Source organism: Streptomyces sp. NPDC039465 (genome assembly GCF_055639315.1).
The window spans coordinates 337,700-351,613 of the sequence record NZ_JBVKAP010000002.1; the positions used below are offsets into that span (position 1 = coordinate 337,700).

12 protein-coding genes and 1 pseudogene are annotated in these 13,914 nt (G+C 70.9%); 6 read left to right on the forward strand and 7 right to left on the reverse strand.

The features are described 5' to 3' along the window. Window positions 1-29: 29 nt before the first annotated feature. Window positions 30-1,397, reverse strand: coding sequence for a lysine N(6)-hydroxylase/L-ornithine N(5)-oxygenase family protein (locus ACZ7LT_RS07675; protein ID WP_471235074.1), 1,368 nt, complete (start codon window positions 1,395-1,397; stop codon window positions 30-32). Between the two features lie 377 nt (window positions 1,398-1,774). Between ACZ7LT_RS07675 and ACZ7LT_RS07680 the strand changes: the two genes are divergently transcribed. The 4 genes and pseudogenes from ACZ7LT_RS07680 (at window position 1,775) to ACZ7LT_RS07695 (ending at window position 6,639) form a co-directional block, all read left to right on the forward strand. After that, window positions 1,775-2,065, forward strand: a complete 291-nt coding sequence (locus tag ACZ7LT_RS07680; protein ID WP_471235075.1) for a CU044_2847 family protein — start codon at window positions 1,775-1,777, stop codon at window positions 2,063-2,065. After that, window positions 2,062-4,893: pseudogene (locus tag ACZ7LT_RS07685) on the forward strand (nSTAND1 domain-containing NTPase); the annotation flags it as partial. The gene ACZ7LT_RS07680 and the pseudogene ACZ7LT_RS07685, both read left to right, overlap by 4 nt. Window positions 4,894-4,993: 100 nt before the next feature. Continuing rightward, on the forward strand, window positions 4,994-5,452 hold the full coding sequence (locus tag ACZ7LT_RS07690) for a WD40 repeat domain-containing protein (RefSeq protein ID WP_471235606.1): 459 nt from the start codon (window positions 4,994-4,996) through the stop codon (window positions 5,450-5,452). Between the two features lie 104 nt (window positions 5,453-5,556). Beyond that, the gene (locus ACZ7LT_RS07695; protein WP_471235076.1) at window positions 5,557-6,639 is read left to right on the forward strand and encodes a hypothetical protein; all 1,083 of its coding nucleotides are present in this window, start codon (window positions 5,557-5,559) and stop codon (window positions 6,637-6,639) included. A 22-nt stretch (window positions 6,640-6,661) separates the two neighbouring features. Here ACZ7LT_RS07695 and ACZ7LT_RS07700 read toward each other — a convergent pair whose 3' ends face one another. Then, window positions 6,662-7,855: a helix-turn-helix domain-containing protein gene (locus tag ACZ7LT_RS07700; RefSeq protein WP_471235077.1), complete on the reverse strand. Its 1,194-nt coding sequence runs from the start codon at window positions 7,853-7,855 to the stop codon at window positions 6,662-6,664. A 166-nt stretch (window positions 7,856-8,021) separates the two neighbouring features. Between ACZ7LT_RS07700 and ACZ7LT_RS07705 the strand changes: the two genes are divergently transcribed. Continuing rightward, entirely contained in the window at window positions 8,022-9,230 is a 1,209-nt protein-coding gene (locus ACZ7LT_RS07705; protein WP_471235078.1) for a lipase family protein, read from the forward strand. 90 nt (window positions 9,231-9,320) lie between these two features. Here ACZ7LT_RS07705 and ACZ7LT_RS07710 read toward each other — a convergent pair whose 3' ends face one another. Continuing rightward, the gene (locus tag ACZ7LT_RS07710; protein ID WP_471235079.1) at window positions 9,321-10,274 is read right to left on the reverse strand and encodes a GlxA family transcriptional regulator; all 954 of its coding nucleotides are present in this window, start codon (window positions 10,272-10,274) and stop codon (window positions 9,321-9,323) included. Window positions 10,275-10,349: 75 nt separating this feature from the next. Further along, window positions 10,350-10,730 carry a winged helix-turn-helix transcriptional regulator gene (locus ACZ7LT_RS07715; protein WP_471235080.1) on the reverse strand — a complete coding sequence of 127 codons (381 nt, stop codon included), beginning with the start codon at window positions 10,728-10,730 and terminating at the stop codon, window positions 10,350-10,352. Window positions 10,731-10,843: 113 nt separating this feature from the next. Here ACZ7LT_RS07715 and ACZ7LT_RS07720 point away from each other — a divergent pair, with 113 nt between their 5' ends. After that, a complete protein-coding gene (locus tag ACZ7LT_RS07720; RefSeq protein WP_471235081.1) occupies window positions 10,844-11,254 on the forward strand; it encodes a RidA family protein in 411 nt (136 codons plus the stop codon). 83 nt (window positions 11,255-11,337) lie between these two features. On the opposite strand, the gene ACZ7LT_RS07725 is transcribed toward ACZ7LT_RS07720, so the two are convergent. The 3 genes from ACZ7LT_RS07725 to ACZ7LT_RS07735 form a co-directional block, all read right to left on the reverse strand. Beyond that, the gene (locus ACZ7LT_RS07725) at window positions 11,338-11,940 is read right to left on the reverse strand and encodes an HD domain-containing protein (protein WP_471235082.1); all 603 of its coding nucleotides are present in this window, start codon (window positions 11,938-11,940) and stop codon (window positions 11,338-11,340) included. Between the two features lie 102 nt (window positions 11,941-12,042). After that, window positions 12,043-13,164, reverse strand: a complete 1,122-nt coding sequence (locus tag ACZ7LT_RS07730; protein WP_471235083.1) for a sensor histidine kinase — start codon at window positions 13,162-13,164, stop codon at window positions 12,043-12,045. 5 nt (window positions 13,165-13,169) lie between these two features. Then, window positions 13,170-13,886, reverse strand: coding sequence for a response regulator transcription factor (locus ACZ7LT_RS07735; protein WP_471235084.1), 717 nt, complete (start codon window positions 13,884-13,886; stop codon window positions 13,170-13,172). Window positions 13,887-13,914: the final 28 nt, after the last annotated feature.

The window sequence follows — 13,914 nt, forward strand, 5'->3', positions numbered from 1 at the left end:
CGGCCTCCTTGCATAAGGGCGCGTGCCGATCAGCCGATCACGGCGTCGATCTCCCGGCCGCGGTCGGCGCGGAGCGCCTGGGCGGTACGGCGCAGCAGGAGGGAGTCGGCGATCTCGCCGGAGCGGACGGCGAGGGTGGACAGCAGGGAGGAGGTGACGCCGTGGGTGTGCTCGGTGCCGCCCTGGAGGTAGACGCCGACGTCCACGTGGTCGCTCATCAGCACGCGGTGGTCGCGGTCCACACGGACCCGGTCCTGCTCGTCGGTGAGGCAGTCGGCGGCGAGGTCGCCGAGGAGGTCGCGCGGGTCGACCGGGCGGTAGCCGGTGGCCATGACCACGGCGTCGCAGTCCAGGGCCTCCTGCCGGCCCGTCGTCAGCGAGCGGACCAGGACGCGCGCGCCGTCGGGCAGGGCCTCGACGCCGCCGAGCTCGGTGGTGTTGAGGAACCGCAGCCGCTCCCGCCCGCTGACCTTCTCCTGGTAGTGCGTGCGGTACAGCTGCTCGATGAGGTCGCCGTCCACCACGGAGTAGTTGGTGTTGCGGTGGTAGCCGTGGAGGTCCTGCTTGACGTTCTCCGGCGCCGTGAAGAAGTCGTCGACCGCGGCGGGGTCGAAGATGCGGTTGGCGAAGGGGCTGTCGTCGGCGGGGCTGTAGCCGTAGCGGGTGAAGACCGCGTTGACCTCGGCGTCGGGGAAGGTCCGGTGCAGGTAGTCGACGGCTTCGGCGGCGGACTGTCCCGCACCGACCACCACGAAGCGGCGGTGCCGGAGGTCCTTCAGCCGCGGTGCGCGGAAGAGCAGGTCGCGGGTGTGCCAGACGTGTTCGCCGTGGGTCACGCCGTCGGGGAGGCGGGGCTTGAGACCGGTACCGACGACGACGTTGAGGGCCCTGAGCACCTCGCGGTCGGCCGGGTCGGCGACGCTCTCCGAGACGACGTCGACCGCCTCGACGCGGTCCCCGTCGCGCACGGGACGGATCTCGACGACCCGCCGCCCGTAGTCGACGCTGTCGCCGAACTCGGCGGCGCACCACTCGAAGTAGTCGTGGAACTCGATCCGGGTGGGGAAGAACGTCTTCTGGTTGATGAAGTCGGCCAGGCGGCCGCGCTCCTGGAGGTACATCAGGAAGGAGAAGCGGCTGCTCGGGTCACGCATGGTGACCAGGTCCTTGAGGAAGGAGACCTGCATGGTCGCGCCCTCCAGGAGCATGCCGCGGTGCCAGCCGAAGCGCTCCTGCTGCTCCACGAAACGTGCCCGCAGCGCCCGCTCGGGGTCGCGGCGATTGTGGTCGGCGACGGCGATGGCCAGGGCCAGATTCGACGGACCGAAACCTATGCCGACCAGGTCCCGAGCGGCGCCGCCCTCGGCCCGGCCGCTGTCCTCGCGGCGTCCCGACATGCTGGTCCTTCCGTTGGGTCGTACGACTGTGTGGCCGCGCACCACACGGCCACACGTCAAAGACTAACTACTAAGGTAAGGCGTGCCTAAATTCCCCTAGACCGCACGGGGTGTCAAGTCACGCGCACCGCCCCGGGCTCCCGCCGTTCCGGCTATGCCTCCGATGTCCTTCCATGTCACATACGGCATGGTTGACCCCCTCCGCCTTGATCGTCTTCATGGGGCAGCGGCAAACCGACGGACCCCGGCAAAGATCGGGGTTAACATGCTGCGCAGTGCTGGGCTGATCAACTCGCCGTGGAAGCCGTTGACTTGACGGGCTATCAGAGAGGTCGTCGCGCGTGTATCTGAGTGTGCCCTTCGAGAATGGCGAGACCATGGTTGTCGAACTGTCCGACGGGCAAGGCTCCGGAGTCATCCGGGCCAGTCGCGGCGAGGGAGTGTTCGAGTCCTCGGCCGACACCTTCGAAGCAGGCATGGCCCGTGTCAGACGCGTCGCCGAGGCGCTGCTGGAGCGGCTGACGGACCTGCCCCGCAGCCCCGACCACATCCGTGCCGAGTTCGGGATCCGGGTCACGGCCGAGGCCGGGTTCGTCGTGGCCAAGGGGTCCGGCGACGCGCACATCACGCTTCAACTGGAGTGGAGTCGCCCCGAGGGCGACGGGTGAGCTCGGGCTGGGAGCGCGGGACGGCACGCGTACTGCACGAAGGCCGGCCGGTCGGTGTCGCGTTCCTGGTCCCTGGCCGGCTGCTGCTGACCTGCGCCCACGTCATCTCCTCCCTCGCCGGCCTCCCGGACGATCAGCCGCTGCCCGACCGCTTTCCCGTGACCGTCGACTTCCCGCTGCTGCCCGGCCACCCCAAGGCGGCGGCCACTGTGCACTTCAGCGTGCCGGTGGCCGCCGACAACAGCGGTGACGTCGCCGTGCTGCGGTTGACCGACGAACTGCCTCCGGGCGCCGTCGCGATGCGGATCGTGGAGGCGGACGACCTCGCCGGGCACCGCTGGCGCGCCTTCGGCTTCCCGAGGTACCCCGGGCCGGGCGGCAGCAAGGATGCCGGCGTCTGGACCCGCGGCACCGTCGAGGGCCGTGAGGGCACCGGCTGGTGGCAGCTGACGTGCGACGAGCAGGCGGGCTTCCCGCTGGCCGGAGGCTTCAGCGGGGCACCCGTGTGGGACGAGGAGTACCAAGGCGTCATCGGTGTCGTCGTCGCCGTCGAAGGGGACCAGCGGCGCCGGACCGGCTACGCGTTGACCGTGGAGTCACTGGCCCGCGAGTGGCCGCAGTTACGCTCACGGCTGCTCGACGACAGTCCGTTCCGTGAGCTTTTGCCGTTCACCGAGCACGACAGCGCGGTGTTCCACGGGCGTACGAACGAAACGCGCCGGCTGCTCGAACTGTTCGGGGAACAACAGGTACCGATCCTGCCGGTACTCGGCGCCTCCGGCGTCGGCAAGTCCTCACTGACCGGCGCCGGCCTGCTGGCACATGTGGACCAGGGCCGCTACCTGACCGCTCGTCTGCCCCACGGGCTGCGGCTGACCGCCGAGGAGCTGCTCGCCTGGGCGCTGGCATCCGCGGGCGATACGGACAGGCGGCAGGCGGACACGCGGCAGGCCGACTGGCACGAGCACTGGTCCGCGCTGGCCCGCCGGCTGGGGGACGAGCAGGGGCTTCGCACCGCGCTCGAGCAGACACTGACGCGACACGCTCGCCACGACGGACGGCCCAAGCTTCTGCTCGTACTCGACCAGTTCGAAACCCTGCTCGCGGACGCGCCGGAAACCGCGCGCAAGCTGGACACGATGCTGGGCGTCCTGACGATGCGCCGCCCGGACGGCAGTCGGCCGGCCCAGGCGGTGGTCGTCAGCCGGATCGACTTCCTGCCTCAGATCGAGCAGCTCCCCCACTTACGCGCCGCCTGGGAGGCGACCCACGTAGTGGTGCCGCCGATGACGCGAGAGCAGCTGCGCGCGGCCATCACCCGCCCGCTGGAAGGGCACGTCGGCATCCTCTTCGCCGACGGTCTGGTCGAGCGGCTGCTCCACGACACCCCGCGCGGTGCGGCCGCACTGCCCATGCTGGAGTACACCCTGAGTCAGCTGTGGGCACGACAGGAGCGCGGTGTGCTCACCGCCACCGCCTACCAGGAGCTCGGCGGGGTCGAAGGAGCGCTGGTCGGCAACGCGGAACGCACTCTGTGGGAGTGGGCGGACAGTTCCGAGCACGAGGCGCTGGAGAGGATCTTCATCCAGCTGGTCCGGCCCGCCGAGCGGCTGGACGTCGGGGAACACGGCCCCGACACGCGCAGGGTCGCCGACCGCTCCCAGTTCTCCGAGCACGACTGGTCGCTGATCCACCGCCTGGCCAGCACTCGGCTGGTCGTGGTGACCCGCCGCCCGACGGGGCTGGACACGGCCGAACTCGCGCATCAGGCCTTGGTGGAGAGCTGGCCGCGACTGCAGGGCTGGGTCGAGCGCAACCGCGACTTCCGCAGCTGGCAGGAGGAGCTGCGGCGCACCGTGCGGACCTGGCAGGAACGGGGCCGGCCGCATGAACTCACCCTCGACCGGCAGCGGGTCGACGAGGCGAAGCAGTGGCTCGGCACCCGTGCGGCCGAAATCTCCGCCGAGGAAGCCGAGTTCGTCGAGGCCAGCATCCAGGCCCAACGCCGCACCGCCCGCCGGCGCCGCCTCATCCTGGCCGGCTTCGCCCTTCTGGCCGTCCTCGTCCTCGTCGTGTCCAGTCTCGCTTCCCTCAACGCCCGGACCAGCAGTGAGCAGCGAGATCTGGCAGCCGTCGAGCGGTTGACGACGCAGAGCCAGCTCCACGCCCTGACCGACCCCGCCCTGGCGGCTCGCCTCGCCCTGGCCGCTCAGCGCATCCACCCCACCGCCGACACCCGCGCCCGACTCCTCACGACGCTCAGCTCCCCCTTGCGCGCCACTCTCACCGGCCACAGCCGCTCGGTGAACTCGGTGGCCATCAGTCCGGACGGCGGCACCCTCGCCACCGGCGGTGTCGATCGGACGGTACGGCTGTGGGACGTAGGGGCACGCCGCCAGCTGGCCACTCTCACCGGCCACAGTCGCCAGGTGAACTCAGTGGCCTTCAGCCCGGACGGAAGGATCCTGGCGAGCGCGGGTGACGGGCAGCAAGCGCGGCTGTGGGACGTACGGACCCGCCGTCAGCTCGCCAGCCTCCCTGGCGCGACGAGCCCCGTGGCCTTCAGCCCGGACGGAAAATCCCTGGTCACCGGTGGTGGTGAAGGGACCGCGCGGTTGTGGGACGTCCGGACACGCCACCCGCTGGGCACCCTCGCGGGCCATGGCCGCACCTCGGCGTTGCGTGTGCTCTTCAGTCCGGACGGAAAGACGCTCGCCACCGCCGGCAGCATGGACCGGACGGCGCGGCTGTGGGACGTACGGACACGCCGTCAGCTCGCCACCTTCACCGGCCACACCGGCATGGTGCAATCGGTGACCTTCAGCCCGGACGGAAGGACTCTGGCGACCGGTGCCAGTGACTCCACCGCGCGGTTGTGGGACGTCCGGACGCGCTTCGCTGGGCACCCTGACCGGTCACACCAACACCGTGTGGTCTCTGGCTTTCAGCCCGGACGGAAACACCCTCGCGACCAGCGCCAGAGACACCACGGCACGGCTGTGGGACGTACGGACCCACCGCCCACTGGCCATCCTCACCGGCCACACCGACATCGTGTGGTCGGTGGCCCTCAGCCCGGACGGGCAGACCGTGGCCACCGGCAGTCGCGATCGGACCGTGCGGCTGTGGGACGTACGGACCCACCGCCAGCTGGCCATCCTCACCGGCCACACCGACAACGTGTGGTCGGTGGCCTTCGGCCCGGACGGAAACACCCTGGCCACCAGCGGCGACGACGCGACAGCGCGGCTGTGGGACACCGGCATGTTCAACGATCTCCGCATCCTCATCGACGGGGCCTGCGCGGCCGCGGGCCGGTCCATGACCCAGCGGGAATGGCAGCAGTACGTCCCTGACGGAGTGAAGTACCGCCGGATCTGCGGTTGAAGCCGGTGGAGTGACGTACGAGCATGGAAGGAGAGACATGCTCATCGGGAACGCCGCCGTTCTCGTGGCGTTCGTCTCCTCGTACGCACGGAAGGTCGATCGCCATGGAGTTGTTCACCGGGGCGTACGGCGACAATCTCCAGGCCGAGGGGGCCGCGGACCGTAACCGGAGCATGCAGGACGCACTCAACGGTTTCATGAACGGGCTGACCGGAGCCGACCGCGCCGCACTCGAACGGGTCGCGCTCACCGTGGTGGCTCTGGAGGAGGCCGACACCCGCGCGTGGGCGGGCCACCGGCAGAACGAGGTCCACTACTCGGCCAGCCTGGTCAAACTCCTTGCCATGTACGCGGCCCACACGCTCCGCTTCTTCTCCCGTCAACTACTTCTGGAGCAGCGGCCGCCGTCGCCGGACGCCTTCTTCCAGGCCCTCTCGGCCGCTTTCGACGGGAAGATCAGGAATGCCACCCCGAGCTCCATCACGCTTCAGCACGGGGGCGACGACACCAAGATCCTGCCGGACTACCGAACGGTTCTCGAACCGCAATTCGACGCGGCGGGGCAGCCGATCGGCGTCGAGTTCCTCTTCGACTATCGCACCCAGCTCAGGGGGATGCTCCTGCAGCAGCAGAACGCCCCCGCGGCGGCATGCATCCACGGCGTCGCGTTCGGCTTCATGAACGCCAAGGCCGCAGACGACGGCTTCTTCCGGAATCCGGCCCAGCAGGGCATCTGGCTCGCCGGCGACTACCTGGGGCAATGGACCCCGGTGGGGATCGCGTCCACCAACGACGGAAAGGTCGCGCAGGCGACCACGGCCGTGGACATGGCGAAGCTGGTCACCCGGATGTTCGACGGCAGCCTGGAGAGCGGCAGCCCGACGGATCTGATCCAGCTGCTGGCTGGCAGCGGCCGCAGCTGGTTCCACCGCGAAATCCTGTGGCCGAACGGCGGGCTCTCCGCCACCCACGCGAAGATCGGCATCGGCCCGCTCAAGCCCAACAGCGCCGGTGTCGTCGAGAAAGTGGTCTCGGAGGCACTGAAGGTGCACGACAGCAATCGGAACCTCGACTTCGTGGTCGTGTGGCAGAACCTCAAGGTCCCCGCCGACCCGACCAGAGCCCAGCTCGAGCGGGTCTCCCGCATGGTCGAGGCCACCATCAACGGCTTCCAGCCGACCGTGTGAGGGAACGGCCGCGAGGCGCTCGTCAGCGCAGGACGGAGGGCGGCAGCGCCCGGACGGCCTGGAGCGCGGCGTACAGCTCGGCCGTGTCGACCGGGTCGGTGACCGTACGTCCCGTGAGCCGGCGGATCCGGCGTAGTCGCTGGCGGACGGTGTTGGCGTGGCAGTGCAGGGCTTGCGCGGCATCCTCCGTCGAGCCGGAGGCCGCGTACCACGCGGTGAGCGTGCCGATCAGCAGGGTGCGCTGCTCGGCCGGGAGATCGAGCAGCGTGCCGAGGACCGAGCGGGCCATCCGGGCGGCGACGTCCGGGGAATGCACCACCAGCCCAGCGAGCGGGCCGTCGTCGAAGTGGGCGACCGGCGAGCCGGCCGGGTCGGCGGTGGCCAGGGCGAGCCGGGCCAGCCGCAGGCCGGTGGCACAGTCGGCGAGGCTCGCGAAGGCCGGGCTCACGCCGTAGCGGAGGGTGGCCGACCGCTGGAGCACCGTCAGCAGCCGATCCAGGGTGCGCCGGTCGCGGACCGAGACCAGCCCGGCCAGCAGGCCGGCGGTGCGGCTCCAGGCGGAGGCGATGCCGTGGGCGGCGAGCCGGTTGCCGATCTCGGGCGCCGGTCCGGGCGGCGGATCGGCGACCAGGACCACGAACAGCCCGTCGTACGGCAGGCGCAGCGTGTCCGCCGCCCGCCAGAGCGCCTCTGTGCTGCGGGCGGTGCCGTTGAAGAGCTCGGTCAGGGCCGGGGAGCCCGTCTGGTCGGCGGCGGCCGACGTCGCATGCTGGTAGGCGGCGGTGATCTCGTTGGCGCCGGTCTCGATGAGACCGAGCAGCCGGGCCGCGCCGTCGGGCAGCGCCTCCAGTCCGCCGCGGCCGGCGTTGCGCGCCTCGGTGGTCAGCTCTTCCAGCAGCATCCGTCCGCCCGCGTGGTAGGCGGCGATCACGGCGGGCAGCGGGACGCCCTGACCGGCCCGGCGGAGCGCGGTGGCGGTGGCCGGGGCGGGGCTGTGACGGCCCGTCAGGGCACCCAGGGTGAAGGACAGGTGGGCGTGGCAGGAGCCGCGCAGCTCCTCGACGGGGACCAGTCGGCGGTAGGCGACGGTGCCGGAGGGGGCGAGGATCCGGTCGACGGCGCGTCTGCTCAGTTCGGGCAGCCGCCCGTTCAGGGCGGTGGCCAGTAAGCCGATTCGTCGATCCGTCGGGTGGGTGGTGACGAGGCTGTCGGGCATGGCCGCATCCTAACTAGCAGTACGGCATTGCCGAACAACATATGTCATTGTCGTGGCTCACATGATCGGGCTTCACATCCTGTCCGACGCTCCATCACCTGACGCGCACATCCTTGTCGATCATCGGTGCACAGTCTCCTCACCCTCACTCACCCCAGGGACCCTCATGAGATTCCTGCGCACCGCCGTGCCCGCATTCGTCGCCCTGCTGGCCACCCTGATGGCGCCAGCCACTCCGGCCGCCGCCGTGGAAAGCGGCGATCTCCGAGACGACTTCTACACCCCACCGGCCGGTGAACTCACCGCCGGGCCGGGCGAGGTGATCCGGTACCGGGCCGCCGATTTCCGGGTCGAGCCGACCGGCCTGGTCGACCAGCACGTCCGCTCCTGGCAGTTGCTCTACGGTTCCGCCGACGCCGACGGCCGACGGATCGCCGTCTCCGGCACCGTGCTCGTCCCCGAGGCTCCGTACGCCGGGCCCGGCCCGCGGCCGGTGGTCGCGCACGCCATCGGCACCCACGGTCTGGGCGACAGGTGCGCCCCCTCGCGGGCGCTGGCCGAGGGCAGCCAGTACGAGAGCGTCGTGATCAAGGCGATGCTCGATCGCGGCTGGGCCGTGGTGGCCACGGACTACCAGGGGCTCGGCACCCCCGGCGGGCACAGCTACGTCAACGGGCGGGCCGAGGGCCAGGCCGTGCTGGACTCGGTGCGTGCCGCCCAGCGACTGCCCGGGACGGGGATCGTTCCCGACGCCCCGGTCGTCATCGCCGGCTACTCGCAGGGCGGTCAGGCGGCGAGCTGGGCGGCCGAGCTGCAGCCCTTCTACGCACCGGAGTTGAACCTGCGCGGCGCCTCCGTCGGGGCGCCCGCCGCCGACCTTCTGATGGTCGCGGAGGGGGTGGACGGCAGCCCGGCCTTCGGCTTCGGCCTGACCGCCGCCGTCGGCCTCAAGCACGCCTACCCCGAACTCCCGTTGGAGGAGCTCTTGACCGACCACGGCCGCGCCCTGCTGGCCGACATCTCCGACGACTGCACGCTGGAGATCGCCACCAGGTACGGGATGCACAGCTGGGACCGGTTGACCACCGAGGACCCGTTCGCGCGGGCCGACTGGCGCGGCCGGCTGACCGAGCAGCGGGCCGGGCGGCACCGTCCGGCGGTGCCGGTGCAGCTGTACCACTCGCGCCTGGACGACGTGATCCCGTACCAGGTGGGCACCGAGCTCAAGGACCGGCTGTGCGGGCTCGGCGCGTCCGTCGACTGGGCCACGTATCTGGTCCCCACCCATATCGCCACCTTCTACGCCGCCGCCCCGGCGACGGTCGGGTGGCTGGCCGACCGCATCGAGGGCCGGCCGGTGGAGAACGACTGCTGACCACCGCCGACGTCGGGAGCCGGTTCGACGCCCTCCGGGCCTCCGCCGCGGTGGGACCCGCCGCGGTGGCGGCCGGGCCGGCCGGACCGATCAGGGCTGTACGCGGAACGCTGCGCGGTAGGCGGAGGGCGTGGTGCCGACGTGGCGGGTGAAGTGATGGCGAAGGGTTTCGGCGGATCCGAACCCGGTGGCCTCCGCTATGCGCCGCATGGGCAGGGCGGTCGTCTCCAGCAGTTCCCGCGCGCGCTGCAGGCGGTGGGCGGTCAGCCAGCGCAGCGGGGTGCTGCCCGTCTGTGCCTGGAAGTGCCGTGCCAGGCTGCGCTTGCTCATCATCGCGTGGGCGGCGATGTCGGCGATCGTCAGCGGTTCGTGCAGCTTGTCCCGCATCCACTGCATCGTGCCACCGAGATCGGCGGAATCGCTCTCCGGGATCGGATGGTCGATGAACTGCGCCTGGCCGCCGGTGCGTTGCGGGGCCATGACCATCAGGCGGGCGACATCCGCGGCCATCGCCGCGCCGTGGTCCCGGCGCACCATGTGCAGACACAGGTCGAGCCCCGCGGCGACCCCGGCGGAAGTCAGCACCCGCCCCTCGTCGACGAACAGCACCGACGGGTCGACGTGCGTCCCGGGATACTCCCTGGCCAGCGCCGCGGCGAACCGCCAGTGCGTCGTCACACGACGCCCCTCCAGCAGCCCCGCGCGAGCGAGCACGAACGCCCCTGTGCAGATGGACGCCACCCGCGCCCCCGCGGCCGCCGCCTCCCTGAGCAACTGGACGGCGCGCGGGTGCGGATCTCGGTCCGGCGGAACACCTGGCACGACGATGGTGTCCGCGTCACGGGCGTCGTCCCACCGGTACGCGGACGTGAGCCGGAACGGCTGTGCGGGCCCGGTCTCGGTCGTGGCCGTACTGTCGGTGCAGACCCGCACCTCGTAGGCCGGGCTCCCGTCCGGGTGTGCCGCGAGCGTGAACACCTGGCAAGGAACAGCCAGGTCGAAAGCCGACACCGCGTCAAGCGCCAGAACCGCGACCACATGCATGCGACAGGACGGTACGCGAGCACGTCATCGGCCCTGCCCGCGGGCCCGGGACCGGCGAGGCCGAGGCGCCGCGCGTCAGCCGTTGAAGCGGTGGCGGGAGGTCTCGATGTGACCGAGGTAGCGGTGGGTCCAGTCGCACAGTCCGTCGATCGTCACCCGCAGGGCCTGGCCCGGCTCTGTGAGGGTGTACTCGACCTTTGGCGGCACGACGGGGTGCACCGTCCGCTCGACCAGACCGTTGCGCTCCAGCATGCGCAGGTTCTGGGTGAGCATCTTGTGGCTGATGCCTTCGACCTCGTTCCGCAGCTCGCTGAAGCGGAGGGTGTCTTCACCCAGCGCCTCGATGATCAGGAGCGCCCATTTGTTGGCGACGTCCGAGAAGATCTCCCGCGCCAGAGAGTCCGCGCGCCGCAGGTCCGCGTCGTCGGACGAGCCGCTGAACTGCTTGGTCACCATCAGGTTCCCCCGTCACCGAAAAGTGCGTTCTTCCACGTCAGCGGCGACTCTCCTACGGTTTCCCAGTAACCACAAGAGAGCGACTCGCTCGCGACGTCATGGAGGCAGGCAGCATGGCCATCACCCTGGTGAACCCCAACGGATTGCCGAAAATCGACGCGTACCGGCAGGTGTCGATCGCGACCGGGTCGAAGCTGGTCTTCGTCGCCGGTCAGGTCGCCTGGGACGCCGAGGGGGTCACGGTCGGCGAAGGCGACCTCGCCGCCCAGGTCGAGCAGTGCTACCTCAACGTCGGCACGGCCCTGGCCGAGGCCGGCACCTCGTTCGACGACGTGGCGAAGCTGACCGTGTACGTCGTCGATTGGGACCCCGCCAAGATGCCGCTGGTGCTGGACGGGATCGCCAGGGCGGTCACGAAGCTGGGGATCACCACCCCCGTCCCACCGGCCTCTCTGCTGGGCGTGGCGGCACTGGACGTACCGGAGCACCTGGTTGAGGTCGAGGCCACTGCCGTCGTCGACTGAACTGCGGAAGCCCGTGTCGCACCCGGGCGGGCGCCGGCATTCGCCGGTTACGCCACGGGGCCCAGGAGGTCCGGGCACGGCAGTCACAGGTGGACCGGGAACGCCGACTGGAAAGCCAGGCGGCGGGCGGCATCCGCGCCGAGGCGGGTGAGCAGGTCGTCGAGTGCGAGGTACTCCTCCCAGGGCTCCCGCCCCGTCGCGCAGGCCAGCGCCCGGACGAGCCTGTCCTCGAGGTCGGGGACGCGCTTGTCCTTCCACACCTTGTCGGCCGTGCTGACAAGGAGGTCCTCGATCGTCACGGCGGGGCCGTCCCAGCTCGCATGGGTGGCGGCGAACCGGGCCAGGGTAGGCGCGAAGCCATGGCCCACCAGCAGGTCCCGGCCGGCCGCCTCGTGCGCCGAGCCGGTCCCGGTGAGCTCCTCGGGGTGCAAGGTCTTGCCGACGTCGTGGGTCGCCGCACCGAAGAGGACGGCGTCACGGTCGACGGCCAGATCCGGGTGTCGGTCCCGCACCCAGTCGGCCAGTTCGACCGCCACGTCGTGAACCGCGCGCAGGTGCGCCGCCAACCGCGGAGGGGCGCCCAGGGACCGCAGGAGTTCCGCCACCACGGGCGGAAGCGGCCGCAGGGGCGGCTCGCCAGGGGCGTCGAGGGCACGGGACAGCAAGTCCGAGGACGTCGCGCTCATCCCGGTGACGTTACCGGTGCCCCGCGATGCTGGTCGGGCCAGATCCGAATAGAGACACAGGCAGCGCCTCGGAACGACGCCTGACTCGCGTCAATGGCGCTTTCAGACACTGGCTTTGGGCAGGGTCACCTCGAAGCAGCAGCCGTCGGACACGTTGCGTACGCTGGCGCGGCCCGCGTGTGCCTCGACGATGCCCCGGACGATGGCCAGGCCGAGGCCCGCGCCGCCCGGGGGCGTGCGGGCCTCGGTGCCGCGCCAGCCGGTGTCGAAGACGCGGGGCAGGTCCTGCTCGCGGATGCCGCCGCATTCGTCGGTCACCGAGAGCACCACCGTGTCGTCCTCTCCGGACTCCGCGGCGATGGCGACCGTACCGTCGGCGGGCGTCCGATGGAGGGCGTTGCTGAGCAGGTTGCACAGGACGCGCGTCATCTCCCTGCCGTCGACCTCGATCGGCACCGGCGTGACCCGCTCTCCGACGAGCCGGACGCCGCGCTGCCGGGCGAGCGCCTCGACGCCGGCCAACGCGTCGCCCACAAGGTCGTACGTCGAGATGCGGGTCGGCACCAGGGACAGTGCTCCCGCGTGGATGCGGGAGAGTTCGAAGAGATCGCCGACCATGGTGCTCAGTCGCTCCGCCTCCGTCCGGATCTGGCGGAAGTACCGCTCGGGGTCGGCGGCCATACCGTCCTCAAGGGCTTCCGCCATCGCCCGTACTCCCGCCAGCGGAGTCCGCAGGTCGTGGGAGATCCAGGCGACGAGTTCCCGCCGGGAGGTCTCCAGCGCCCGCTCACGTTCGCGTGACTCGTTCAACTTGGCGCTGGTGGCGGCCAGTTCGCGGCTCAGCGCGGCCAGCTCCGCGGTCCCGGCCTCGTCCGGCGCGGCGAACGAGCCGCCGTCACCGAAAGAACGCGCCGCCAGGGCCAGGGCCTCGCTGCGGGCGACCACCCATCGGCCCAGTACGAGCGCCGGCGCGAAGGAGACGACGGCCGCCATGGCGACGACCGTGGTGACCACGGTCAGGTCATGGCGCGACAGGAACATGGCCCAGGCGACGGCGAGCGTCCCGGCGAGCATGGTCGTCACGGAGACGGCCGCGACGACCGCCAGTGAGACCGCCGTCGACCGGTGCCGTACGGCACGGAGGACCACGGCCCCGAGCGCACCGGCCGCCACGGCGCCGCCCAGGGCGTACAGCGCGATGAGCACGATGTCCTGCTCCCGCATCGTGGTCAGCCCTTCTCTGCGGAGGAGTCGAAGCGGTAACCCACGCCCCAGACGGTCTGGATCAGCCGGGGGTTCGCCGGGTCCTCCTCGATCTTGGTTCGCAGCCGTCGCGCGTGGACGGTCACGGTGGACAGGTCGCCGAACTCCCAGTCCCACACGTCGTGCAGGAGCTGTTCCCGGCTGATGGCCCGCCCCGGATTGCGCATCAGATAGACGAGCAGGTCGAACTCGCGCAGGGTGAGGGCGAGTTCCCTCCCGCCTTGGACGGCTCGGCGAGCGGCCGGGTCGACCACGAGGTCCGCGGCTCTCAGGAGGGTTCCGGTTCCGGGCTCGACCGCGACGGCGTCCCGGCGGCGCAGTACGGACTGCACCCGCAGCACGAGTTCGCGCGGGCTGAAGGGCTTGGTGACGTAGTCGTCGGCGCCGACTTCCAGGCCGAGAATGCGGTCTTCTTCTTCTCCGCGCGCCGTGAGCATGATGACGGCAGGCGCCGGTGAGTTCTGGCGCAGGGCACGGCACACCGCGATGCCGTCCATTCCAGGAAGCATCAGGTCGAGGACGACGAGGTCGGGCCGCCCGTTCGTGGCGCTGACCAAGGCTTCGTGCCCGTCGGCGGCGGTGTCGACGGCGAAGCCGGCGTTCTTCAGGTAGCCGGTGACCACCTCGGTGACCGTGGGGTCGTCGTCGACGACAAGAAGCCGACGGGATGGGTCGGGGCGCATGCCGTCAGCCTCCCACGCCGCTCCGGGC